This is a genomic window from Corynebacterium amycolatum, assembly GCF_016889425.1.
Classification (GTDB): Bacteria; Actinomycetota; Actinomycetes; order Mycobacteriales; family Mycobacteriaceae; genus Corynebacterium; species Corynebacterium amycolatum.
In genome coordinates this window covers 525957-550815 of sequence record NZ_CP069513.1, presented here as the reverse complement: position 1 = coordinate 550815, position 24859 = coordinate 525957, and the positions used below count along the sequence as shown (strand labels likewise).

19 protein-coding genes and 3 tRNA genes are annotated in these 24859 nt (G+C 59.9%); 12 read left to right on the top strand and 10 right to left on the bottom strand.

The window, feature by feature from the left end; translation table 11 throughout:
- Nucleotides 1-24 precede the first annotated feature (24 nt).
- The 5 genes from I6J19_RS02475 to I6J19_RS02455 all read right to left on the bottom strand — a co-directional run bounded on the left by I6J19_RS02475 (nucleotide 25) and on the right by I6J19_RS02455 (nucleotide 8285).
- On the bottom strand, nucleotides 25-3423 hold the full coding sequence (locus I6J19_RS02475; RefSeq protein WP_038627258.1) for an arabinosyltransferase domain-containing protein: 3399 nt from the start codon (nucleotides 3421-3423) through the stop codon (nucleotides 25-27).
- Between the two features lie 132 nt (nucleotides 3424-3555).
- Nucleotides 3556-5577 carry a galactan 5-O-arabinofuranosyltransferase gene (locus I6J19_RS02470; RefSeq protein WP_038627261.1) on the bottom strand — a complete coding sequence of 674 codons (2022 nt, stop codon included), beginning with the start codon at nucleotides 5575-5577 and terminating at the stop codon, nucleotides 3556-3558.
- Between the two features lie 110 nt (nucleotides 5578-5687).
- The gene (locus I6J19_RS02465) at nucleotides 5688-6449 is read right to left on the bottom strand and encodes a decaprenylphospho-beta-D-erythro-pentofuranosid-2-ulose 2-reductase (protein WP_038627263.1); all 762 of its coding nucleotides are present in this window, start codon (nucleotides 6447-6449) and stop codon (nucleotides 5688-5690) included.
- Between the two features lie 25 nt (nucleotides 6450-6474).
- Complete coding sequence (locus tag I6J19_RS02460) at nucleotides 6475-7944, bottom strand: decaprenylphosphoryl-beta-D-ribose oxidase (protein WP_005510894.1); 1470 nt, start codon at nucleotides 7942-7944, stop codon at nucleotides 6475-6477.
- Between the two features lie 113 nt (nucleotides 7945-8057).
- Complete coding sequence (locus I6J19_RS02455; RefSeq protein ID WP_038627265.1) at nucleotides 8058-8285, bottom strand: hypothetical protein; 228 nt, start codon at nucleotides 8283-8285, stop codon at nucleotides 8058-8060.
- A gap of 52 nt (nucleotides 8286-8337) precedes the next feature.
- On the opposite strand from I6J19_RS02455, the gene I6J19_RS02450 reads away from it, so the two are divergent.
- The 6 genes from I6J19_RS02450 (at nucleotide 8338) to I6J19_RS02425 (ending at nucleotide 14525) form a co-directional block, all read left to right on the top strand.
- A complete protein-coding gene (locus I6J19_RS02450; RefSeq protein ID WP_235191222.1) occupies nucleotides 8338-8958 on the top strand; it encodes a hypothetical protein in 621 nt (206 codons plus the stop codon).
- Nucleotides 8959-9009: 51 nt separating this feature from the next.
- Nucleotides 9010-9993, top strand: a complete 984-nt coding sequence (locus tag I6J19_RS02445; protein WP_038627270.1) for a plasmid pRiA4b ORF-3 family protein — start codon at nucleotides 9010-9012, stop codon at nucleotides 9991-9993.
- Between the two features lie 78 nt (nucleotides 9994-10071).
- On the top strand, nucleotides 10072-10605 hold the full coding sequence (locus I6J19_RS02440) for a GtrA family protein (protein WP_038627272.1): 534 nt from the start codon (nucleotides 10072-10074) through the stop codon (nucleotides 10603-10605).
- Nucleotides 10606-10623: 18 nt separating this feature from the next.
- Entirely contained in the window at nucleotides 10624-12546 is a 1923-nt protein-coding gene (locus tag I6J19_RS02435) for a glycosyltransferase (RefSeq protein WP_187402529.1), read from the top strand.
- Between the two features lie 10 nt (nucleotides 12547-12556).
- A complete protein-coding gene (locus tag I6J19_RS02430) occupies nucleotides 12557-13228 on the top strand; it encodes a hypothetical protein (RefSeq protein ID WP_038627275.1) in 672 nt (223 codons plus the stop codon).
- Between the two features lie 166 nt (nucleotides 13229-13394).
- Entirely contained in the window at nucleotides 13395-14525 is a 1131-nt protein-coding gene (locus I6J19_RS02425) for a PDDEXK family nuclease (protein WP_038627277.1), read from the top strand.
- A gap of 496 nt (nucleotides 14526-15021) precedes the next feature.
- Here I6J19_RS02425 and I6J19_RS02420 read toward each other — a convergent pair whose 3' ends face one another.
- The 3 genes from I6J19_RS02420 to wzm all read right to left on the bottom strand — a co-directional run bounded on the left by I6J19_RS02420 (nucleotide 15022) and on the right by wzm (nucleotide 18079).
- On the bottom strand, nucleotides 15022-16128 hold the full coding sequence (locus tag I6J19_RS02420) for a glycosyltransferase (RefSeq protein WP_049181268.1): 1107 nt from the start codon (nucleotides 16126-16128) through the stop codon (nucleotides 15022-15024).
- 153 nt (nucleotides 16129-16281) lie between these two features.
- Entirely contained in the window at nucleotides 16282-17064 is a 783-nt protein-coding gene (gene wzt, locus I6J19_RS02415) for a galactan export ABC transporter ATP-binding subunit Wzt/RfbE (protein WP_038627279.1), read from the bottom strand.
- Between the two features lie 46 nt (nucleotides 17065-17110).
- Nucleotides 17111-18079, bottom strand: a complete 969-nt coding sequence (gene wzm, locus I6J19_RS02410; protein ID WP_038627281.1) for a galactan export ABC transporter permease subunit Wzm/RfbD — start codon at nucleotides 18077-18079, stop codon at nucleotides 17111-17113.
- Between the two features lie 471 nt (nucleotides 18080-18550).
- On the opposite strand from wzm, the gene I6J19_RS02405 reads away from it, so the two are divergent.
- Nucleotides 18551-19819, top strand: a complete 1269-nt coding sequence (locus tag I6J19_RS02405) for an aminotransferase class V-fold PLP-dependent enzyme (RefSeq protein ID WP_038627283.1) — start codon at nucleotides 18551-18553, stop codon at nucleotides 19817-19819.
- Between the two features lie 16 nt (nucleotides 19820-19835).
- On the opposite strand, the gene I6J19_RS02400 is transcribed toward I6J19_RS02405, so the two are convergent.
- Nucleotides 19836-20804: an NAD(P)H-quinone oxidoreductase gene (locus I6J19_RS02400; protein WP_038627285.1), complete on the bottom strand. Its 969-nt coding sequence runs from the start codon at nucleotides 20802-20804 to the stop codon at nucleotides 19836-19838.
- Nucleotides 20805-21002: 198 nt separating this feature from the next.
- Here I6J19_RS02400 and I6J19_RS02395 point away from each other — a divergent pair.
- From I6J19_RS02395 to I6J19_RS02385, 3 genes are all read left to right on the top strand, one after another.
- Nucleotides 21003-21087 (top strand) — tRNA-Ser (locus tag I6J19_RS02395).
- A 440-nt stretch (nucleotides 21088-21527) separates the two neighbouring features.
- Nucleotides 21528-22268: a hypothetical protein gene (locus I6J19_RS02390; RefSeq protein WP_038627286.1), complete on the top strand. Its 741-nt coding sequence runs from the start codon at nucleotides 21528-21530 to the stop codon at nucleotides 22266-22268.
- Entirely contained in the window at nucleotides 22261-23157 is an 897-nt protein-coding gene (locus tag I6J19_RS02385) for a hypothetical protein (RefSeq protein ID WP_038627288.1), read from the top strand. The genes I6J19_RS02390 and I6J19_RS02385 overlap by 8 nt, the downstream gene beginning before the upstream one ends.
- A 14-nt stretch (nucleotides 23158-23171) precedes the next feature.
- Here I6J19_RS02385 and I6J19_RS02380 read toward each other — a convergent pair whose 3' ends face one another.
- Nucleotides 23172-24311, bottom strand: coding sequence for a histidinol-phosphate transaminase (locus tag I6J19_RS02380; RefSeq protein WP_038627297.1), 1140 nt, complete (start codon nucleotides 24309-24311; stop codon nucleotides 23172-23174).
- 211 nt (nucleotides 24312-24522) lie between these two features.
- On the opposite strand from I6J19_RS02380, the gene I6J19_RS02375 reads away from it, so the two are divergent.
- Nucleotides 24523-24614: transfer RNA gene (locus I6J19_RS02375), tRNA-Ser, on the top strand.
- Between the two features lie 3 nt (nucleotides 24615-24617).
- Nucleotides 24618-24693: transfer RNA gene (locus tag I6J19_RS02370), tRNA-Arg, on the top strand.
- Nucleotides 24694-24859 lie beyond the last annotated feature (166 nt).

Sequence of the window (24859 nt, the reverse complement as noted above, 5' to 3'; positions counted from 1 at the left end):
AAGGACGCACCGAGGCTCCTTCGCCTAGGGATCCTTCACAATCATCTTCCCGGGCGAGTATAGACCCGAGCGAGTGATATCTTCATACTCAATTTCGGCGACATCCGGCTTGACCTTGTCCTTATTCGGACGCGGCGAGAGCTTCTCGACGGAACCCCAGTCGCGGCGCCAGTCGTTCTTGAGGTAAGTCGGTACGGACGTAGCCTCATTCACAGCGTCGGAGAATCCGAGCGGGCCACCGCCATCGACCGACTGCCAAACATCTGCGCCGACGACCTTCAGACCACGGTCCGGAGTGATGCGGTACTCCGGAAGCTCTGCGACACCGGCGTAGTGGTCGAACGGACGCTGGCACGGGAACTGGAAGGCAACCGGCCAGTCCGGGATAGTCGCAGTTTCCGGCGAAATGACATCGGTCATTGGCTGCAGCTCGGCCAGGCGAGGAGGGGTCAGTGCCAGCCACTGATCCTCGGAGACATCGTTGTCCTCCGCGACCAGGCGCACAGCGGTGGCTCCCTCTGGGATCTCCTCGGTCAGGAAGCGCAGGTTACGCCAGGTCGGAGCAGGGCCGATATCAATCGGCTCCGCCTCGGAGAGAACCTCGAAGCCATCCTCGTCGCCGCCCTCGCGACCGTACTGTGCCACCAGCTTGCGACCCTGCTGAGCCACACCGTTGATGTCGTGGTGGAAGATACGGCCGGCCGCCGATACGGCGATTAGCGGGTGGTCCTCATCAATCTCAGGCAGCTGGAACCAGGAAGTTTCCAGGTTTGCGGGACGCTGAATGTCCTCGGAGTAAGAGCCGAGCACCGGCACCTTATCCGGATCCAAGCCAAATGGCAGCTCGACCTGCGAGCCGTTGACACCCTTGTCGGCGCGCTTGCCGCCGTCGGTGCCTGACGCGGAACCGCCCTCAACTGTGGCTTCCGGATCAGTAGACTGATCATCAGTGTCGGCAGTACTTGCCTGGCTCTGGCTGGTGTCCACAGCTTCGGCCTTCATGTTTGACGGAACGCCGTTCGGGTCGAAGCCACGGTTCTTACCGCCACCGCGCAGCGATTCCGCCAGCGGCTTGCCATCGACGGTATTCAGGAAGCCATCGTTCGGATCGGTTTCCATCAGCACATCGCTCGCCAGATTACATGTCTGACCAGCCAAGGAGCGGATATTGCCCGCGGCGACCGAGTATGCCGGGTACTGCGACACTGCGCCCTTGCCCAGTGAAGCCACCATGAACATCGTCACCAGCAGCGTCGTCACCGCAATCGGGGACGATGCAACTGCATTGATGCGGCGTGCGCGTGCCGACTTTTCCTGCGACTTCGGCTTGGTGCGGAACTCCTGGACGAAGTTCATTACGGCACCAGCCAGCAGCAGTAGCAAGGCCAGAGCCAATACTGCTGAACCCAGCTGGTGGCCGCGCAACTGAATGGTCTTGTCGAACCACGGCACACCGTAGGACGACACATACCACCAGCCGTTAATACCCATCAGCGAGAAAGCGAGGATGAAGGTGATACCACCGGCAAAGAACAGCTGATTGCGTGGGTTACCTGCTACCCAATGGCTAATGGCCATGGCGGCAAGTGCTGCCAGGGAAGCCGCGATGCCCGCGTACACGCCGAAGTGGTGCGTCCACTTTGTCGGCGTGAAGGTCAGGAAGAACATGGTGCCGATGAACATGAACACCAGACGTGCCGACGGGCCGGCCAGAGCCCCCGGAACGGTGCGGTGACGAAGCAGCGCGGCAATCGTGATGGTCAAGCATGCCAGTGCAATCAGAACCGGGAAACGACGCGGGAAGGCGCCGTCGACGGACTGCAGCACCAGCCAGTAGTAGCGGACGTACTCGTTGTACCAAGGCTCCGACGGGCCGATGATGCTGCGGACGCGAATGGACTCGCGGACCGTGGCCAAAGTCTGGTCGCCGAAGACACCGACCAAGATCGCGGTGCCCGCAGCCAGGAACGGTGCAATCTGCATTAGTGGGGCCTGCCAACCACCACCGAGAGCCTTATGGCGCTCAACGACAATGCGCACCAGCATCGGGATGCCTGCGAGCAGGGCGGCAACTGCCATTAGACCCGTTGGGCCCGAGCCCAGTGCCAGCGTGGCGATAACCACTGCGACTGCAGCTGGCAGCAGGCGTCGAGTTAGAATTGCGCGCTCGATGAATACCCAGGTCAGCAGGGATCCCAGAGCAATGACCGGCTCCGGGCGCAGCCCGTTGTTGTACGGCAGCCAGAAGGCCAACAGCACACCAGCAGCAGACCAGTAGGCCACCCGGCGCTGGGCAATCTTCTCGCCGAGGCGCGGGATAACCATTCGGGAAATAATGAACCACACCAGCAGTGCGGACAGCAGCGCAGGAAGTCGCATCCACAGAGACGAGGTGGACACCTTCACCATCAGCGACAGCAGGTCGTAGTAAGGGCTGCCGAACGGGGACTCAGGCGCGCCGAACCAACGGTAGTAGTTCGCCATGTAGCCCGACTCGTCGGAGACGCGCGCCATGGTGAAGATGTAACCGTCATCGGAGGTGTTGCCACCGATGAAGTGCCAAACAACCAAAATCGTGCCAACCAGGATGTCCAGCGGAGTTGGCTTCAACGCACCGTGCTTGAACAGCGGAGTGAAGGGGGAACCGTCGATACGGTCAATGCGAGCCAACGCGACCAGGGAAGCCAGCGTCAGAAGCAGGCCCAAGTACATGACGATGTACTTCACCACTGTCGGGTGTGAGGTGTAGCGGGAGTCGATGTTCATGTGGACATCGAGCCCATCGGCTACGGCCTTGGCCACGTCGCCGTCAGCGGGCAGGTCAGTGTAGATACCGGTGACCTGCGGACGGTAATCGCCGTGTGTCGTGGCGGTGAGCTTCTCACCATCTGAGTTCTTGGCGCCGTCGATATTGACGGTGGTCTCATGCTCGTTTGAGCGGATCTCCAGGATCTTGCCCTTGTTGCTGGCAAGCTCCTTCTTATCCAGGCTCATCACCACGCTATCGCGCAGAATGACGTCGAGGCCGTCCTTGCCCGAACGCACCATCAAGCCCCGTTTGGTCGGCTTATCCGCGGTCGGCGGGATAGTCGACAACAGGGTTGTCCGCTTGTCGGAAAGTTCATCCGTCAGCGACAGAGGAAGATCGACACTCAGATCCAACGGTGCCTGCGCCATAAGCGGTGCATCCACTGAGTTCAGTGTGTCGCGCTGAGGCCAAGACACGGAGGACTGAGTATTCACGACCGGGAGGAACGGTGTGATGACAAAGCAAATGAAACCGACGATTCCAGCGATAATCGCTGTCCAACGAGTCAGTGTCGTAGGAGAGGGGCCGTCCATAGGCGGTCTCTCCACGCGGTCGATGGTCACTTCGGGTGAACCGTCGACACTTTCTTTGATTTCTTTAGTTTCGGCAGTCACAAGGAAAGATACTACGGTAATTGGCCTTTTTCTTTGAGTTTGCAACGCGAAAGTTACATCACAGTTTCCACATTAGTAACAGGAATCACGTTTGCGACAGGGAATAGCCGCCTAATACCTACTTGCCAATACCTACTTGCGAACCGCCACTACAAACGGGCCGACCTGGTTTAGCTCCCAGTGCTTCTCAAACGCAGAGCGGGCAAAATTCAGGCTCCGGAAGACCACATTCGGATTGTTCGGATAGATATCATCCGCGATATCCAACGTCAGCGGAGCGGCATCCTCGCCATCAGGCGTCTCAACCTCGCCTCGCAGCACAATGGCATCTGGTCCGCGCCACGGCGTTTCGTCCATTGCCTGCACGAGCTCATCGGGGTCGCGAATCTCCGACCATTCCTCCAATGCCTGATTACGGCGGTCAAACTCACCCAGAGGGTTAGCGTAGTGACTGGTCAGTGCCTGGAATCCGTACCAGGGATAGAGTGCCTGGAAATTCTTCTCATCCGTCAGCACCACTGTCTGGGCCGGATCGAGCCCAGCCTCCTTCAGCGTTTGGTCCACCGCTGAGTACCACGCCCCGGCATTCGGTGGGAAGCGGTCCGCGCGCTCGCCGTTACCGTCGGTGTCGGTATGCGCCAAGTCGATGGCGCCATGCAACTTATTCGGAATCGACTGCGCGTAGCCAATGCCCGCCAGCAGCAAGACTGCCGCCATTACCGCGGAAACACGCTTGGCAATGTGAGCTGGTGCCGCCTGCGGCCAGTACTTCTCGATGCCGTTGAGACGGGCGTCGGCAAGCGCAACCACACCAGCCGCAATCAACATGAACGTAATCGGTGCGGTGAGGCGAAACCCCAGCAGCGTGCGTCCGAGCAGTGTCGCCACCATCGAGGCCACTACCCAGCCGTAGAGCACCAGCGTGCCCAGGCCGAGCGCGCGCGCATCCGGCTCTGTAGCGCTGACCAGCATGCGCACGACACCGATGAAACACAGCACACCGATCACGCTGGCGGCGAGCATCGGCAAAGGCAGCTGCGCGCCCTCCGGCGGCAGGTAATGCGTCGCTGTCGCGCCCGAGCGCGGTGCCCCCGTTGCAACCGCCAGCATGTACGGACCCCACGCCGTCGCCGCAATCAGCATCGATCCCACGCCCATAATGATCAGGCGCACTACAGGCATCCACGAGCTTGACGACGTCCACGCGACCACGGCCAACACGACCACAATAAGCGCGCCTACGGCAGTGTAAAGAGTGTAGAAAGTCGCAGAAATACCCAGGAAGACGAGCACGCCAAACATAGCGGACCAAGCGCCGGTGAGACCGCGCCAGGCCATCACGGTCATCGCCGGAAGACCCATAGCAACGACTGCGGCGTAGGGCTCATCGGCGACAGTGGCCAGGGCGACGGCCGTGGTTGTCAGCGCAATGCCAGTGGCTACTGGCAGGGAGCCACTCAGGCGTTGCCACACCGGAATCAAAACACAGCCAGCAGCGGCGAGTGTCATCAACGCCCAGAGCTGGAAGACCTCCCAGCCGGCAATGCCCAGGATATTGGCCAGGCGTCCGCCCAGGAAGAACCAACCAGCGGGGTAGAAAGACGGGATGTCGATGTACGACATGTCATGCAGGCCAGGCTCCGCGGCCATCCTGGTGAGGTATTCAGTGCGGAACTCCTGGTCGACAGAAAGGCCGTCCAGCCACAGCTTGGTCGAGCTCAGCGGCAGGCCGACGGCAGAGACCACCAGAATGGCCGGTGACATGTAAGCCATCAGGTACGTCAACCACGTTAGCCACCTGGGGCGATTGTCTTTGCCCTTGGTGGCGAAGAAATACAGCAGGACGGTGGTGAGCGTCAGCGTGATGACAATCAGCGCTGTTGCGACCGCTCTGGTCAGCTGCGAGCCGCCAAAGGCCGGCAGTGACAGGCGGTGGAACACAAACCAGGACGCTAGAGCGATAACCGAACCGCCCACAAGCGCTGCGACCAGGTAGAGGAGGGCAGCCTTGAGGGAGAGCTGGTCATCATTGAAGATCTCGTAGCGATCTTCGTCAACCAGCTCACTATAGGATCGTTCGCCCGTTGTGTTGGCGCTAGTGTTGTCGGCACCCGTGGTGTCAGCGCTCGAGGTTTCGGCCTGCTTGTCTACCATGCCCTCAAGTTTTGCACAGGAACCGGACTCCGACGAACGGCGGAGCTAAAGGTGGGTACGTCAGCCCGTCAAGCCCCGCCGAGTTCTATCAAGTCCCTCGAACCCCACTTTTAAATCGGCAGCTTCTTGAAGATCGGGCGCGGAATGTGCTTCAGCACCATCATCACCAGCTGGAATGCTGGCGGAGCCCAGACCAGGGTCTTGCCGGCCTCGACGGACTTCACCGCGAGCTTGGCGACATCTTCCTTATTCACAGTCAGTGGCGCCTCGTCCACATCAGCGGACATACGGGTACGGACCTGACCCGGGCGGATAACCAGGGTCTTGACGCCGTACTCCTCCAGGGCCTCACCCAGGTTCAGGTAGAAACCATCCAGGCCGGCCTTGGTGGAACCGTAGACAAAGTTGGAGCGACGCACGCGCTCACCAGCGACGGAGGACATGGCAATGAACTGGCCGTGGCCCTGCGCCTTGAACTTCTGACCAACCAGAACACCCATCGACACCGCGCCGGTGTAGTTGATGTTCGCAGCCAGGACGGCCTTGCGCTGGTTCTGCCAGAGCTCCTCGGCGTCGCCAAGCATGCCGAACGCGACGATGCAGATATCCACGTCGCCGTCGGCAAATGCCTTCTCGACGACCTCCGGGTGGGAGTCGAAGTCCGTTGCGTCGAAGTCGAGGGTGACCACCTCGGAAGCGCCGGCGGCCTTCATCTTCTCAGCGGAGGCCTCACGCAGCGGATCGTTGGGCAGGGAAGCCAGGATGACCTTGGCCGGGCCCTTCTTCAGGAACTCGGCGGTGATCGCCAGACCGATTTCACTGGTGCCGCCGAGCAGCAGGATGGACTGGGCAGCGCCTACAGCATTAATCATTGGGGCTCAAATCCTCTCGGTTGTCTTAGTGCAGTTCCAGGCGACGAGACATGTCAGAGGCGAAGACACCGTGCGGGTCGATCTCATTGCGGGTGTCCAGCCAGCTCTGCATCTCGGGGTACATCTGGTGGAAGTTAGCGGCGGAAGTGCGCGACTCCTTGGCCAGGTAGAGGCGGCCACCGAACTCCATGACGCGACGGTCGAGGTCGTCCAGGAACTGGCCGAGACCCGGCTTGATTGGGAAGTCCACGCAGACGTTCCAACCCGGCATCGGGTAAGACAGCGGAGCGCGGTTACCCTCGCCGAACAGCTTGAACACATTCAGTGCCGAGTAGTGGCCGGAGCGCTGGATATCGCGGACAATCTCCTTGAACGGCTCGACGGCCTCGCGCGGAACAACGAACTGGTACTGCAGGAAGCCCTTGGAGCCATAGCCGCGGTTCCACTCACCGATGAGATCCAGTGGCTGGTAGAACTGCGTGAGGTTCTGCACCTGGTTCCGGTAGGTACCGGACTTCAGCCACCACAGCTCACCAATGCTGATCATGGTCAGCTTGTTCATGGTGAAGGACGGGAAGATATCCGGCACGGTCACCAGCTGCGGAGCGTTGAACTTCAGCGGGTCCTTGGCCAGCTTCGGGGCGTATTCCTCCAGCTGAGCCAGGGTTGCCAGCGAACCGCGGGAGATTGCGGCGCGTCCCAGCTTCGGCTCCGGCGAGATGGCATCGAACCACGCGGAGGAGTAAGTGAAGTTCTCCTCGGAGCCATCGGAGTGGAACTCGATGGTCTCGTCCAGAGTGTGGGTCATGTCGCCATCGGCGATGAAGTAGGCCGTCTCGGTCTTGGTCATCTTGATCCGAGCGCGGACAATAATGCCGGTCAGGCCCATGCCGCCGACAGTTGCCCAGAACAGCTTGCCGTCCGGATCATCTGCGGAGCCCTCCGGCTCGAGGTGCAGGATGCGGCCGTCAGCGACCAGCAGCTCCATCGACAGCACATGGTTGCCGAAAGAACCTGCGGAGTGGTGGTTCTTACCGTGAATATCCGGACCAATGGCACCACCGATGGTCACCTGGCGAGTACCCGGCAGTACCGGTACCCACAGGCCGTAGGGCAGTGCAGCCTTCATCAGCTGATCCAGCGTGACACCGCCGTCGACATCAACAATCGCCGACTCCTGATCAATGGAGTGAATCTTGTTGAGCTTCTGCATGTCGATGACAAGACCGCCCGAGTTCTGGGCGGGGTCGCCGTAGGAGCGGCCCATACCGCGGGCAATCACACCGCGGCGCAGGTGGGCAGGCTTGTCGGAGTTCTGGTCTGCGACAGCCTTGACGGCGTTAACGATTTCATCCAAGTCCGGCGTCGACAGCACCTGGGACTTAGCGGGGGCAGTACGACCCCAACCGGTTAGGGTCCTGGCTTCTGTGTGTACGGCTCCGTAGGCACCGTTCGAAGCATCGGTGCTGGACTTGCCGTTAGTGTTAGTGGACATCAAGGCTAGGCTACCCCCTTGCACCGGCTCCGTCGCCCGTGACGCTCCGAGGTGTTGGTCACGCTTGAGGCCGCGCACGGGCCGTCGGAAAGCGAGCGAAATGTACGGAGGGGCTATAGATCCATAATTTTTCGGATCTCTTCCGGCAGCATTTCCTGCGAGGTGATCTGCGGGCCGTCGTAGGCCTCGAGTGCGCGGTAGACCTGTGCGCGCTCTGTGCTGTCGAGGATGGGCAGTTCCTCGGCGAACAGCATGACCATCTGGTTCGACAGCGGGGTATTGGTGTACTCGGCGGCCATGTTGATGGTTTCGCGCGGCTTCTTCTTAAAAAAGTCGAACATGCGATACAGGCTACCCCGCTTCGAATCCGTCACTCGCGATACCATCAACCTCATGACGTCCACGCCCGCTGCTACTCCGCAGACCCTTGCCGTATGTAGTTCCACATCGCCCGTTGTCATTTGGCATGTGGAGCTCTCGCCGTCCTTTGCAGGCGAGAGGTTGTCGGGTGCATGGCTGGTGGATCCGCTTGACGACGGAGCCCTGGAGACCGCCACCAATCTGCTCACCGGTTGCTTTGTTGCAACTGTGACCGCGGGCGATGGTGACGGTGACGCTTCAGCTGAGAGTGCTGAGGGGGCTGAGGGGGCGGACCTGCTATCGCAGGCGATTGAGCAGGCGGGGGCCACGGTGGTGGACCTGCCAGCATCGGTGGCCGGTATTCGTGACCACATCGGACAGCTGCGCGCCGCCGCGAAGGAAGAGAAGGCCAAGCCCGGCAAGGGAAATCTGACGGAGCCGCGGTTTCCCAAGGTCAACGACGTGGAGGTCATTGATTTTCCGCATGTTGGCGAAAAAGTCGCAGGACCGGTGCTGGGGCTTGCCCGCGGGGTAGAAGAGCTGGTGGCGCAGTGGATGGCTGTGGAGTCGCAGCGCCTGCGTCGCAAGTACTTGGCAGAGCCGTGGGGCGCGGAGCCGCGCCAGATTCCGCTGGTAAAAACGCGCGCATTGTAGCGAGTTTTTGCTATCCAGGCCACCTTGTTTTTCCTGCGTACGCTGTGAAGTATGGCAGCACAGACCGATAACGTAGTCGCCTTCCCAGGCGTTCGCGTGGCCACGGAACCGGCCACGCTCATTATCGGTGCCTCTTTAGAGGAAGAACCGTGCAGTGCCCACCGCGTCTTCGGGGTCAATGACCAGATGGATCTGCGAAGCCTGTCCCGCGTGTTAGCGGTCATCTTTGGGTGGGGCGACGAAAGCGTGCCGACGAAGTTCCATTTGCCCGGCTCTGCGGTGGAGTCTGTGGCGCAGCTGGTGACTGGCGGCAGACCCGCAGCGGGCGAAGTCGTCGATGTTCCCTTATCCACCACAGTTGCCGAGGTGCTGCAAAGTCCCGGCGATACCCTTATCTGGCAGTGGGGCCTGTGGGAACATACCTTGCAGGTCAGAGAAGCTTTTGCCCGCGATGAGGCCACACCGGATGCCCTGTGCATCGGTGGCTCGGGTGCTATCCGCGCACTGGGGGATGTGGACGCGGAGGAGCCGGTAGATATTGCCGCAATCAATAGGGAATTGACCGGACGGGACTCTATTCAAAATACGTTGGCCACCGCTCGTGCCGATGTCGTGGACATCATCGAGAGGTCGGGGGTGTTTGAATTCGTGCCCCTGTTACAGGCTCTGGACCTGCAGAGGTCGGAATCAACCGCGCTGGAATTGACCGGGGAGGCGGGGGAGAGCGTCGTCAAGCGATTGCGTGCATTGCCTATAGAGGACGCCGAGAAAGACCCAGCCGGGCACGATGCGGCGTTGGTGGAGCTGCTGTGTTTGGCGGCGCTGACCTCGGATGAGCTGCGGCATGATGTGGCGGCGCATGTCATGGAGCGCCTCGGTTGGGAGAGCGACGAGGGCATCCCGCTATCCGGCGAGGATGTGGAGGAATTGGCGGCGGCTAGCTGGGCGGAGATGAGTGCGTTGGGCCTAGCTGGGGAGGATGCGCTCTCGCCAGTGGAGCGGCTGGATCTGCTGCGTGAGGCGCTGCGGCGTTAGTTCGTTTCTCCTCTTTATTGCCTCTTCATGTTCGCGCTGGCTGTTTGTTAGCTGGCCGGTGGCCTAGAATTTCTAGGCGTGTCAGCGAATGAAACAGCAAATGAAAACACGAACCGTGAAAACGGCAAGCTCGGAAACGGCTCCCACGAAAATGGCTTTGTCGTAGAGGACTCGGCCGCAGTGCCGATGGCGACGGAGACCAAGGACGAGCACGGACTGAAAGTGCAGATGATGCGCTTTATCATCTCCGGCGTCATCGCGGCGGTGGTGGACTTCGGCCTGACGTTCATCATGCTCAACGTCTTCGGGGCGACCAACTTCTGGGGCAAGACGGTCGGCTGGGTTTTCGGCACGATTACGGCGTACATCATTAACAGCCGCTGGACCTTCAAGGCGAAGTCCTCGGCGAAGAAGGTGCTGGCAGTTGCGGTGCTGTACCTGATCACTTACGCCACGCAGGTCGGTATTTTCAACGTGTTGCAGCCCTGGCTCGTCGAATCCTGGGGCTGGAACGCGCAGTGGGCACAGTTCGGCGCATTCGTTGTCGCGCAGGGCGTTGCGACGGTAATTAACTTCATCATTCAGCGTGTATTCATCTTCCGTGTGAAATAGCGCGATACGCTGGGGGACGTGACTTCGACTGCTTCTAATAAGGAATCCACTCAGCTGACCGCCGAAACCGATGTTGACATGCTGACTATTCAGCGCGTGCTGTTTGCTCCGCCCGCAGACTGGGTGGAGCCGGATTTGTACTACCGAGTCGAAGGCGTTGGCGCCTACGACAGCTCGGTGCAGGCCACCCGTAACTCGATCACGCTCGGTCGCCACACCGTAGTGCGCACTGACACCTACTTCGGTCGCTTCAGAGCCTCTTACTGGCAGCGCTGGACCTCAATTAAGCAGGTCGAAATCCGCGCGCGCGTGGTCGGTTCCGCGCGTGTGCTGGCCTACACCGAGGATATTGGGGGCCACCTCCGCTTGGAGGACTCCTGGGCAGCGGGCGGCTCGGATGCCGACGGCAACTGGACCGGTGAACACTCGCCGATGTCGGGTTCTGCCAATGAAGAGGTGCGCCTGACCGTCCCGCTGGACTGCTTCGCCGATGGCGGTGCCATTCACCTGCGCTTCGACACCGAGGACGCAGGCGCAAAGATTTCCGATGTCCGCTATGTTGTGCCCAAGTCGGCTATCAAGCGTGATATTCCGACTGACCTGGTCATTTGTTCTTACAACCGACCGGTTGACTGTGCTCGAACCGTCGCCACGCTGGCTGAGGACCTGCCAGCCCTTGAGCGCGTTCGCACCATCCGTGTCGTTGACCAGGGCGAACAGCACCCAGCCGACGAAGCTGACTTCATCTGGGCCAAGGAGATCCTCGGCGAGCGCCTGAACGTCGTCCACCAGCCGAACCTCGGCGGCGCCGGCGGTTTCTCCCGCGGCATGCGCGATGCCACCGCTGCGGGCGACTGCATGGTGCTGCTTACCGACGACGACATCCGGCCCGAACCCGAAACCACCCTGCGCCTATCCGCTCTGGCCGTGTGCGCGGAAAAGCCGATGCTGCTCGGCGCGCAGATGCTCTTCCTGTTCAACCCGACCAGTCTCTTCCGCACCGGCGAGACCTACAACTGGAAGGCGCTGACCGTCGAGGAGAACGACCCCAAGTTCGGTTACGCCGACGTGGACGTGCGCAAGTACCACCAGCTGCGTCGCCTGGGTGTTGACTACAACGCCTGGTGGACCTGCCTGGTGCCGTCCGAGGTCATTAAAAAGATTGGCCTGGCGCTGCCGCTGTTCTTCCAGTACGACGACATCGACTACGGTTTCCGTGCTGCCAAGGCCGGTTACCCGACCGACACCATTCCGGGCGCAGCCGTCTGGCACGCCGATTTCTATTGGAAGGACATCGAAAACGCCGCCCAGTACTTCGGCCTGCGCAACTCCCTCATCGCCGCCACCATGCACGGCGACGTCACCGCGAAGGACATGGTCAACGTCGCTTCACGACGAATCCTCTCGAACCTGGTCTCTATGCGCTACGGCCTGGCCTGGACGCAGATGGAAGCTGTTCGTGACCTGCTGCGTGGCCCGGAGGTGCTGAAGAACGCATCGCAGGGCGACTTCGCACGCATTTCTGCTGGTCGAAAGAACTTCCCGGAGACCGAGCTGCTGCCGATGCACGAGATGCCGGGTGGTCTGACTCCGGTTCGCCCACCGTCACACGAAATCTCCAGCGAAAACAAGACGATGGCAAAGCGGCTTGCGTACACCCAGATGGGCAAGAAGCGCCCGGGTCCGGTGGCTGTGGCCTTCGAGGACGCCTTCTGGTGGCACATTTCCACCTTCGACGATGTCTGGGTCACCGATGCTTCCCAGAACGGTGTGCGTCACCTGGTCCGCGACCTGGATAAGGAAAAGTCCATGCGTGCCGAGACCATCAGCCTCATGCGCGAACTGTCCTCCAAGTGGGACGACCTGGCGAAGCAGTGGCGTGCTGCCGTGCCATCTTTGACCAGCGAAGACAACTGGGAAAAGTTCTTCCAAGGCGAGTAGCTTTACGGTCATGACTATGCCTTCGCCCACGTCTAACCCAGGTGACAAGACGCGCAAACAGCTCATCGCCATATTGGTGTTGTTGGTCCTAATTGTCCTGGGGTTGGCGCTGTTCCTTTCCCTCCAGGTCTCCAGGGATCGAAATAGTGGTGCGGGGGTTGCCGAGGGCAGTGTGTCGTCGTCAAGCGAAAGCAATGCCGTGGCTGCTGATGACAACGGTGCTGGCGGCAGTGTTGGGGACGATGGTGGCCCGAATCCGACGTCGGGGCAGCAGGCCTCGGGGTCTGGGTCTGATTCGGGGTCTCATTCGCGAGCGTCCGGGACTTCGGACTCGGATTCTTCGGCGACAACGTCTGGAGCCAATTCGCTCACGGGAACCGTGAAAGTGTTTCAGACCAGAGCGGAGGTTCTTGCCTATGAGCAGCGACAGGACCCAAATCCTGGTGCGCAGGATAAAGGCCCCTATGCCATCTTGGTTTTGGATCAACCGACCGAGGTAACGGCGAAGCTATCTGGGCAAGGCGGGCCGGATACGCGCGAGATTAAGACAGCCGTGATTAATCCCGCTCTGCACAACGATGGTGAGCGCACAACAATTACCTTCGCCGATGACGAATACTACTGGCCATCTGACCCGGGAGTTCCTTCTGGAATCGTCCTCGAGAATGCGCCGCGGAATTAGCCTGAATTAGCTTCTACGCAGTTATCCACAGTCGCCAAATTGTCCACAGATAAGGGCAATTCGGCGGCTTTTCTGCTGCCAATTTTCACGGAGTCGGCCATAAATGAAGGCACTAATTCCAATGTGTGAATGCCTGTAGCCGACCTCGGGGAGTGTGTCCAAACCAATGCCTACCTGGACTTACGATTCCGATGGCCTTATTCAGGCCGCTGCGCAGAAGCAAATCAAGCATCCTTGTGAATATGTCAGTGCCAAGTCAGAGCTGGATAATCTGCACGGGCACGTCGAAAGCACAAATATTCGAGATAAATCCCTGCTCAGGCTGGCGTATGGCACCTACATTGATTGCTCTCGCTGGAATGCTTTGTCAGCATTCGAACGTTTTCAACTGCAGATAAAGGCACTGGTCAAACCGGGCTCCGGGACAGTTATCACAGGCGAAGCAGCCGCTGCGCTGCATGGCATCCCGTTGCTTGTTCGAAATGCCACAATCGCGCTTGCCAATTCCGGCCTGCGCCGACCCGGCGGCGGATTGCGCCATGTCGGTGGCAAGATTCTCGAACAAGACATCGTTCGCATTGGTGGGCGCTACGTTACCGATGTGCCGAAAACCGTCATCGATATCTGCCGCTCCGCCGAGTCCGAAAACGGGCCAATCATCGTTGACACCGCACTACGGCAGTGGTGTGAGCTCGAAGAATTGCATACGGTCCTCACAAATTACCCACGCTCGCCGGGAACCCGTCGTGCCCGTGAGCTACTCGGAACTGCCAGTGAACACAGCGAAACCATCGGTGAGTCAATCACAAAGAAATGCATAATCGACTCAGGAATTGCCACGCTTTACGACGAAAAATGCGTGCTCATGCAGCAAGTCGAGTTCTATGACAGTGAAGGATTCATTGGGCGCGTCGATTTCTATGTGCCTCATCTGAATTTGATCATTGAGTTCGATGGGCTGACTAAGTATTCCGGTGGTGGGGTAGCGGCTACGGAGACTGTACTTCTGGAGGAGCAAGCTCGTGAGAAGCGTCTGAGGAACCTCCACTTAGATGTACTCCGCTTCCAATGGTCACAGGTCATTAATGGGGACTGCGTGGAGGTCTTGCGACAGTTCGCTATTCGGCAGAGGCAGCGCATTCAGGCAGGTGGGTTGGTATTTTCGTCCGAAGTTGGGCGTTTTCGTCAAGCCACTGTCCCGTATAAAGATCGGCAGCTCCGTGAGTCCAGAATCCAGCAGCGTAAGCAGCGTTTGCAGCTTCTGGAAAATGCACCGACCTCTCGCGACTCCAGCTAGGTTCAGTTGCTGACCTGTCGCAATTGTGCTGACCGGACTTGGAACGATTTCGAGCGGGCTGGCTCGGATTTCCAGCGACTTATAGCCAGTTTCACTTCACTCATCGACGGTTTTCAAGACTCATCGACGCTTTTTGGCCGTCGTGCTCACTTATGGCCAACTTCCCGCCACTTGTCGATGACATTTCAGGACTTATGGCCACGCTGTTGTCCTGGCCCGCGCACTTATCGTAGGACTATTCACTTATGCGCAGGCTGTAGCGCATCGATGAGTGAATACCTCATCGATATGTCAGTGGAGTAGAAGGGAACCAGGGGTTAGGTAACGCTTTTGCGAGCTGAGCACTCGAAATGCGGACTAGATGACCCGGGCGAGGTCAAATATGCAGGCCAGCGCAACCTCGGCCCCACCAGCCCCAGCGCCGCAACGCCAGCCAGCCCCCCAGCCAGCCCCCCAGCAAGCAGCCCCAGCGCCCTCCCCAGCGCCCCAGCCCGAACTACTTCGACTTCGGATCGAAGCGCTCGAAGTTCTCTGCGCGCCCCTGCTTCAAAAGCTTGAACCAGCGGTAGAAGCCGCGGACATCGCGACGCTGGACCAGGAAGAACCAGCCGAAGCGCAGGAACTCCTGTGGCATGAGCTTGCGCATGCCGGGCTGGCTCATCAGGTAGCCGCGGTTGCGGTAGGTGAAGTAGCGCTTGAAGTCATTGGTCGGGTACTGCGTGTGCATCTTGCCGCCGAGAATGGGCACAAATTCACCCGAGCCGGAGGGGTGCAGGTAGGCCGTCGTCAAGCATGTGCCGAACCGGAGGCCGGAGCGGACCAGGCGGCGGTGGAATTCGACCTCGTCGCCGCGGATGAATAGGCGGTAGTCGGGAACGCCGAGCTGTTCCAGCGAGCGGGCGCTAAACAGCGCGCCGTTGAACAGGGATGCGATGCCGGGCAGGAGGTCGTGGTTGCCGTCGATGGTCTCGAGGTCGCTAGGCAGTTCGAGCCCGGTCGCAGCCTTCTGATCTGCGAAGTTGGTGAACCACTTCGTGCCCTCGGAGTCGCGTACTTCCGGGAGTTTGGGGTTGATGCCGCTTTCGAAAAGCTCTTCGCGATGACGGCGCCACACCAGCCCGCGGCGCAGGGGGAATGCCAGCTTGTTCGGGGCCTTAATGTCGCAGACCACCGGCGAGACAGCGTCGAGCTGGTGACGTCGCGCGCAGCTGTGCAGCGCCTTCAGCACGTAGGAGTCCTCCGGGCGCCCGTCATCATCGGCGCACCAAATCCACTCCGCGCCCAGCGACAGCGCAGTCAGCATGCCCAGTGCGAAACCACCAGCGCCGCCCAGGTTCGTCTTGGAGCCGAGGTAGTGAATTTCCGGCGCCGATCCGCTTTCCGACGACTGCTGCGCCGCCACCTGCTCAGCGAGCTCCTTGACCTTCGGGTCGTTGCCGTTGTCGACGATGATGAGCCATTTCGGCATGTGGGTCTGGCTGGCAACGATGGGAAGCGATTGACGCAGGTCCTCGATGCGGTTGTGAGTCACCACGATTGCGGCCGTTGCTGCCTCATCGTGCTTTGGGTGGTCAGCCGAGTTTTCGCTCACTTCGTTCTCCATCGGGGACGTACCGTTTATTACTGTTTTTATTGCTGTCTATCTTGCCATGTTGCTCCGGGTGAGCAATTCGCCAACCACCCGCTCCGCCCGCAATCTGCTCGCGAGCCGCCCGCTTGGCCACTATGGACCCGCGCCCAGCTCCCCGCGAAGCTGCTACCTGCGCTGCGCGAGCACGTTGCGCACCTGGTCGGCGGCCTCTTTACCTTCGTAGGCTTCGACCACTTCGTCGACAAGCCCTGCCTGTCGAACCGTACCGTGATCAATCCACAGTGCCGTGTCACACAGCTGCGCCAGGAATTCATTCGAGTGCGACGCAAACACCAGCAGACCGGAGCGGTCGACCAATTCGGTCAACTTCGTTCGGGCCTTCGCCATGAATGCGGCGTCGACGGCTCCGATGCCTTCGTCGAGAAGCAGAATCTCCGGCTCAATGGACGTGACCACACCGAGCGCCAGACGCACGCGCATACCGGTGGAGTAAGTGCGCAAGGGCATGTGCAGGTAATCGCCGAGTTCGGTGAATTCTGCGATTTCGTCGAGCTTGGATTTCATCTGCTTGCGCGTCTGCCCCAGGAACAGGCCACGGATGATGATGTTTTCCAGGCCGGAGATCTCCGGGTCCATGCCGACACCGAGGTCGAACACCGGAGCCACACGCCCGCGCACATCGGCGGCACCGCGCGTGGGCTCATAGATTCCCGACAGTAGTCGCAGCAGCGTGGACTTACCCGCTCCGTTGTGGCCTACCAAGCCGACGCGGTCGCCCTCACGCAGATGGATGTTGATGTCCTTCAGCGCCTCAATGACCACGACATTGGAGTCATTGCGGCCAATCGCACCACCCGCGGCGCCGAGGAACGCCTTCTTCATCGACCGCGATTTGGCGTCGAAAATGGGGAAGTCAACGCACGCGTTGTAAGTATCAATGCTGACCATGCTTATCCCTTGCTAGTTCTATTCGCTTTACGACGGCCTTTGCGGCCTAAACCCAGTAGCTCACGCGGGAGCGCCACAGGCGCATGGCCCCGAGTGCCAGCAGCAGGCCAACTGCGGTGCAGGCAAGGACGACCCACCAGTGGTAGGTATCCACCGGCTGGCCGGTCAGTGGGGCGCGGATGATTTCCAGGTAGTGGAACAGGGGATTGATCTCTGCGATGCGTGCGCGTTCGGCGACGGCACCGCCCTGTTCCTCCAGTGTCTTGGTGGTCCACACAATCGGAGTCATGTAAAACACCAGCTGAATTAGGGAATCCAGCAGTGGTGCCACGTCGCGGTAGCGCGTAGCGATGATGCCGAAGAACATCGTCACCCACACACCGTTGACCACCAGCAGCGCCATCGCGGGGATGACCAGGAAGAAGTTCCAGCCCAAATCCGGACGGAAGACCAGCACGAGAATCAGCCAGATCACCATGTTGTGGGCCAGGAAAAGCAACTGACGCCACACCAGCCTGTAGACGTGAACACTCAGCGCACTGGGCAACTGTTTGATGAGGCCTTCATTTTCAATGAAGACGGTTGCGCCCTCGCGCACGCAGCCGGAGATGAAGCCCCAGATAATCAGACCAACGGTCACGTGCGGCAGGAAGAACGCCAGGTCCTGCTGGAACAGCAGCGAGTACAGCAGGCCGAGAGCCAGGGCCATTGCGCCGGTGGCAATGGTGATCCACAGCGGGCCAAGCGTGGAGCGACGGTACCGCTGCTTGATGTCCTGCCAGCCCAGTTGCAGCCACAGTTCGCGCTGGCCAAAGCCGGTAGCCAGATCCCGCCAGGCAGCGCCCATGGTACGGGAACGCGACTTGAAAGCCGGTGCCTCACCCGTTGCGTCAACCATTCGCGCAATGTCGCGGCGGAGGGTTTCCTCCGTGCGGAGAGCGGAGCCATTGCGCACAGTATCGGCAGACTGGTCGGCTGCGTCTGCGGATTGGCAATCATTTTCTGCGTTAGTCACGTCTCCAAACTACTAGCAAGGGCGGATTAGATTGAATACCGACAGCGCCGGGCGAGCCATTATTCCACGTCATGACGGCGAACGACGGTCGCGTGGGATGGTTGTCATTGGTGGTTACGTGGTGCTTCTGAGGCTGGTTTCACAACTGGTTATGTGATTGGTTATGTGACTCTGGAAAACTTACATACAATCGCCGCTGTAACTGCTTTATGGTCTGCGGCTGGTGCATATGATTCACGCATCGGGAGTGCTTGCGCATGGCTACAGGCAGGAAAAGTTCAGCCAATTTTAAGCAACTACTAAAAAGGGATAAAGATTATCCTATAGGGGGTTGCTTCGATAGAATTGGCTCCAACTAAGATGTGCAAGCGATACACGGTTCGAGGCATGGACACTCGATTCGTGGGTGATTGCACGGTTAATTCTGAAATAGATATCGCAGCTTGAATTCAAAACCGGGAAAGGGTTTTCATGGCCTTCGATGTGCCTACAACCAGGGGTGCTTACTCGTCGCTTTCCGACGGGTGGACATACCTCAATGCGGGTCAACGCACCCAGGTGCCCGAACGTGTTCAGGCTGCGATGATTTCTGCATTTCGCAATGCGCAGAAGTCCCTTCCAGGTGAGACTGGGGCGGGGGCTCATGGCCAGTCGCGCAGCTCGGGGGTGCCCGCTGCAGCGGAACTAACCGCCAGTGCGCGCCGGGCTTTTGCAGACCTCACTGGCGGTCCGGTCGCCGGTGTGGTGTTGGGTTCTTCGCGTGAGGTGCTCATGGAGCAGTTCACCTCCGCAATGAGTCGACGCTTGACGCTCGGCTCTAACCTGGTGATTTCTCGCATCGGTTCGCAGGTCGTACACGCACCACTACGCCGGGCAGCCAATCTCTACGGGGCTCAAGTCCGCATTGCTGAGGCTGACTTGTCCTCGGGTACGTTGCCCTCCTGGCAGTTCGACGAACTTGTAGACGAGGGCACTCGCCTTGTTGTCGTCCCGGCCGCGGATCCATTCGTTGGCACCATTGCGCCGGTAGCTGACATTTCTCGGCGGGTGCATGAGCACTCCAACGCCTGGGTGTTGGTCGATGTCTCGGATATTGTTGCCTACCGCGACGTGTCGATGAGCAAGCTGGGCGCCGACATCATGCTGGTTGACGCCTCCGTGCTGGGCGGGCCTGAGGTCGCAGCTTTGGTGTTCAAGGATCCCGAGATGTTCGAGCGCATGACGTCGTTAAGCTATGTGCCGAATGCGCGCGGCGTCGAGCGGATTGAGGTTTCCCCGGTGTCGCCGGCACTGCTCGGTGGGGTGTCGGAATCGGTGCTGCACCTGGCATCGCTGGATAGCACGGCGAGGGGGTCGCGTAGGCACCGCATTGAAACGGCGATGCCGCAGGTTTCTCGCTACTTGACGACGTTGTCGGAGCGCCTGATTGCGGCGCTGATGACCCTGCCGCGGGTGTACATCATCGGCATGGATACCGAAGATGATTCTTTCGCGAGTGTGTCGCGAGCACAGCACATTCCGCGCGTTAGCTTCCTCGTCGATGGGGTGTCGGCGAAGGTGGTCGTGGATAGGCTGCTGGATAATGGCCTGGTGACCAGCATTGTTGATGCATACGAATCGCCACTGCTGGAGGCCATGGGCATCGCTGAGGCTGGAGGTGCCGTGAGAGTCGGCCTCCAGCCGTTCAATACACCGCACGACATTGACCAGCTTGTGCGCGCAGTTGCCTCGCTCGGTTAACTAGGCGGTCAGCTAACTAGACGGTCAGCACAATCTTGCCGCTGACCGCGCCACTGTCGAGCAGTTCGTGGGCCTTGGCCGCGTCGCGCATATCCATGACCTCATGAATTTGAGGGGTGACGGTGCCGTCGGCAAGCATTGGCCAGATGGTGTCCTCTGTGGCGTTGACGATGCGAGCCTTGTCAGCTAGATCGCGGTAGCGCAGGCCGGTGGCGGTAATGGAGCCGCGCTTGCTCAGCAGGCGGCCGATGTTGAGCTCGCCCTTTACGCCGCCCTGCATGCCGATGATGACCAGGTGGCCGTCCTTCGCCAGGGCCTTGACGTTTCGGTCGAGGTACTTTGCGCCCATGATGTCCAGAATGACATTGGCACCGCCCTCAGCTGTGACGATTTCCTCGAAGTCCTCTTCTTTGTAATTGATGAGGATGTCGGCGCCGAGCTCTTTGCACTTAGCCAGCTTCTCCGCCGACCCGGCGGTGACTGCGACGCGAGCGCCCAGCTGCTTGGCCATCTGAATAGCGAAAGTGCCGATGCCACCCGCGCCACCGTGAACCAGTAGTAGATCGCCTTCCTTTAGGCCGGCAATCATCACGACATTCGAGAACACCGTGCAGGCAACCTCGACGATAGATGCGGCCTCGGTGAAGGAGTAGCCATGTGGCAGTGGGAGAATCTGGCCGGCCGGGACTGCGACCTTTTCGGCGTAAGCGCCACCGGAGAGAAGGCAGCAGACCTCGTCGCCGACTTTCCAGCCCTGAGAGTCGCCCTTGACCTCTTCAATGACACCCGCGCACTCCAGGCCGAGGGTGTCGGTCACGCCTTTCGGTGGCGGGTAGTGGCCAGCGGCCTGCAGCAGGTCAGCGCGGTTTACTCCAGCGGCCTTGACCTTGACCAGCACCTGCCCATCCTCGAGAGTCGGTTCCGGAGCATCGGCCCATTCCAGGGCGCGGGGGTTGGAAAGATCAGTCTGAATGATTGCCTTCATAGTCTTCAAAGGTAATGCAAAAACTGGTTATGCACGCGGTATTTCAAGCTCTTTTGCAATTAGCAAAAATAGTTATGTCTGTAGAGGTGGATGCTTGGGGTGTGGTTTGGGATGAGAAGACTAGCGAAAGGTGCTGGCAAGGGGTGTTATGAGGGCGTTTGCTGCCTCACGGCGGTATGCGGTTATGATGTTGTCGTTGGAAGTATGGCAGAGCGGCCGAATGCACTGGTCTTGAAAACCAGCGAGGGTCACACCTCCGGGGGTTCAAATCCCCCTGCTTCCGCAGATGGAAACCCTCGGTAGTTGTTCTACTGGGGGGTTTCTTCATTTGTCTTCAAAATTGGCGTATGTGGTGGGGTCAGCGACGGATAGTCGTACCGTACGTAACCGCGGTATTGCGCGCATTGCTGCATTCTCTCCGGCCGCAGGTATGACATGCGCGGACATGTGCGGGATTCGGCAGTATCGCACATGCTCAGGAACTGGTGGTCAATGACACCATCGCCAAGGGGGCGCCGACGCGATTGCCGACGGTTCGTTGAATACAGGAACTGAAATCCACTTCAACCCGGGGCACTCGGTGGAAAAGCTGCATGACATGGACCCGAAACCGTTGTGGCCTGAAACAATACGGGCAATTTGCCAAAACCGGTAAGCTCGGTCTTGCTGTAATACAAACCCAGCGTCAAACTGGCGGACGGTATTGAGGGAAAAGGTCGAACAATGGCAACGAATCGGAGCAACCACTCGGACGACTCGTTCGGTGAGTGGAGCATAAATCCGGACGCGTCAGATGATCAGCCCTCTGCAGATACGCCGGCAAATGCGTGGAGCGCTGTGGATGGGGCACAGTGGGAGCAGGCTGAGGGGCAAACGCAGTATCTGCAGCAGTATCAACAGTCCCAGCAGCCTGAACCGTACCGCCCCGCCCCCTATGTCCCTGGCCCGCAAGCTGGGCCGGCTGCTGCACCGAGCAATGACAATAAGGGGCTGACCATCGCGGTTATTGTCCTGGCGCTCGTTGCGGTTTCCCTCCTCGCCGGCGCAATGGCCTTCTTCTACTTCTCCGATTCGAAGGGAGTGAATTCAGCCGGCAGCAACTCATCCCAGTCGGTTCAGTCCGCTAGAACTGAGGATTCCTCCACGTCGTCGACCGCTGAGAAGAAGCGTCGCGCTGAGGGATTCCAGCCGCCATCGAGTTGGCGCCACTGCTCCGGCTCGGGTGATTCGGGTGATTTGAACTTGGTATATGCAGAAAATGTCGGAGGTAACACGACAACCTGCCCGTTTGCCACCAACGTGCGCAATTCCTTCGTTGAGCAGTACCAACTTACGAAGAAGCTCAACGGTACTGTCACCGCTAGCAGCCCAACAACTGGCAAGACTTACACCATGACCTGCCGCGATAACGGTGAGGTTGTCACCTGCACCGGCGGTACGAATGCGACGGTGCACATTGTCTAAACGTCTCCGAGTAGCTCTGGCCGCAACCGCCGTCGTCACGCTCGGTCTTAGCGCCTGCACCATCGGCACCAACTCCGACTCGTCGATGCCCTCGCCGACGCTGTCCAATTCGCTTGACGACGGCCCCGGAGGCGCATCCTCCGGCGGGAAAGTTGTGCCCGGTGAGATGCCTCGCGAAGTTGTCGAGGCCGTGAAGTCCGCGCAAAAGGAATTCGGTGGTTTGGCCGGCGCCGCTCTGGCAACGCCGGATAAAGATTCCGAAGTGGTTTCCACGGGGGATTTCAAAACTGGTCCGGCCTGGTCTACCTCCAAGGTGCCAATCGCAGTGGCTTATGTGCGCCAATTGGGCGTGGACGCGCAGGTGGAATCTGCAATCACGGTTTCCGACAACGACGCGGCTGAGTCCATGTGGTACTCCCTGGGAGATGACGCGACCGCAGGCGAGACCACCAATAAAATCCTTCGAGAGGGCCACGACACCCGCACCGTCATGGGCACTGACCGCATCCGCGCGCAATACACCGTCTTCGGACAGACGCAGTGGGATTTGCGCGACCAAGCCGTTTTCGGCGCCAATTTGCAGTGCATCGAGGAGGGCCCAAAGGTTGCTGACCTCATGGGGCAGATTGCCGACGAGCAGTCCTACGGCCTCGGACGCATCCGCGGTGCCCACTTCAAGGGCGGTTGGGGCCCCGATGATGAAGGCGTCTACCTTGTGCGGCAGTTCGGCTATCTGCCGGGCAAGAAGCCGGGCACCTTCGTTGGTGTCGCTATCGCAGCCCAGCCTGACGACGGCACCTATGAGACCGGCCAGCAGATGCTCGACCGCATCGCAAAGGCGATTGAGCGCAGTGGTGGCGCAACCACTGGCCGCGCCGGCACCTGCTAGCTGAGCGATAGCTGCTAGTGCTCAATTCCTAGCGCAGCCAGCAGCTGCGAGGTCTCTTCCTCGGTAGTGATGGTGATGCGAGCACCTTCGCCGGCAAAGCAGCGGATGAGAATGTTGCGCTGCGCCAAGAAGTCACCGAGATCCGTGGTGGTGGCCACCGAGACGTCGTCAAGCAAAGAGAGATCGGCAATCCGATCCTCACCAATCCAAATGAAGTTGGCCTGCGAGTTCGGCAGCACCGTCTCGCGGCCGGTGGCGGCGTTGATGGCCTCGGTGACAGCGACGCGCTGTGCGCGGACCTCGGCGATGCGGGCGGTGAGCTCTTCCTGTGCGTCTAGCGAGGTGAGCGCGGCGATCTGCGCAAGAGTGTTTACGGAGAAGGGGATAGCGACCTTATTCACGGCCTCCACAAGCTTCTCCGGACCGAACATGTAGCCCACGCGGAGCCCGGCCAGGCCGTAGACCTTGGAGAATGTGCGCAAGCCAACCAGGTTGGGGTAGGTATCCAGCAGCTCATGAGCCAACGGGGTAGCGGCGTGAGTGGCCTCGTCCACCAGCTCGATGTAGGCCTCGTCGAGAGCAACCACAACATCGCCCGGAACCTGCGCCATAAACTCCGCAAATGCCTCGCGAGTGACGGTCGTGCCCGTTGGGTTGTTGGGGTTACAGACGAAAACCAGACGTGTGCGGTCGGTGATAGCGGCAGCCATAGCTGAGAGGTCATTGCGACCCTGCGCATCCAGCGGCACCGGCACCGGAGTAGCCCCGGCGACGCGAGCGAGAATGGGGTAGGCCTCGAAACTGCGCCACGGGAACACGACCTCATCCCCATCCGCACAGGTGGCCTGCACAAGCTGCAGGCACAGAGCGGAGGAGCCGCAGCCGACCGCGACCTGCTCCATGGGCAGGCGCAGGTGTTCGCCGAGCTTAATGCGCAGGTCAACCGCGCCCATGTCCGGGTAGCGGTTCGGACTGGTAGTTGGGTCAGAGATGGTCTGCGAGATGGCCTCCACCACCGAGGGTAGCGGCGGTTGGGTCATTTCATTGGACGCAATCTTCAGCGCGCCGGGCACAGTCTTGCCCGGAACATAGGCCGGAACCTGTTCGAGGTCGGCACGGGTTTTGGGCTGAACTGAAGATGCATCGTTGGTCATAGGCCTAACTGTAGAACATGGTCCGGATTGGGCAGTACAAAATCCCCGCAAAATCCCAAGGTGTGGTCGCTATTTGTGGTGCCGTATTCGGTGGCTTCGCGGGTGTTTTGCTTTTCAATTCTTGTGTTCTGTAGGATTGGCTGCGGTTATTTGGTCTTGCCAACGCAATGGCGAACAGCTTTGCTGAAGCGGGATCGATGCCAGTGGTTTTGGAGGCGTGCCAGAGCGGCCGAATGGGGCTCCCTGCTAAGGAGTTGCCTGTCTTGCGACGGGCCGGAGGTTCGAATCCTCTCGCCTCCGCCACACGCGCCCGTAGCTCAACGGATAGAGCATCTGACTACGGATCAGAAGGTTAGGGGTTCGAATCCCTTCGGGCGCACCACGTAGACCCGCACCTTGTAGGTGCGGGTCTTTTTGTTTTTATTACCTGGCAGTGCAGCGCGAGCCGAGGCATTGCGGGGCGGGGCAGCGCGATCCTTCACTTGTGGCCAGGGTTCGGTCACTTATCGATGGTTTCTCGTGACCTGTCGATGGTTTTGCGCCACTTA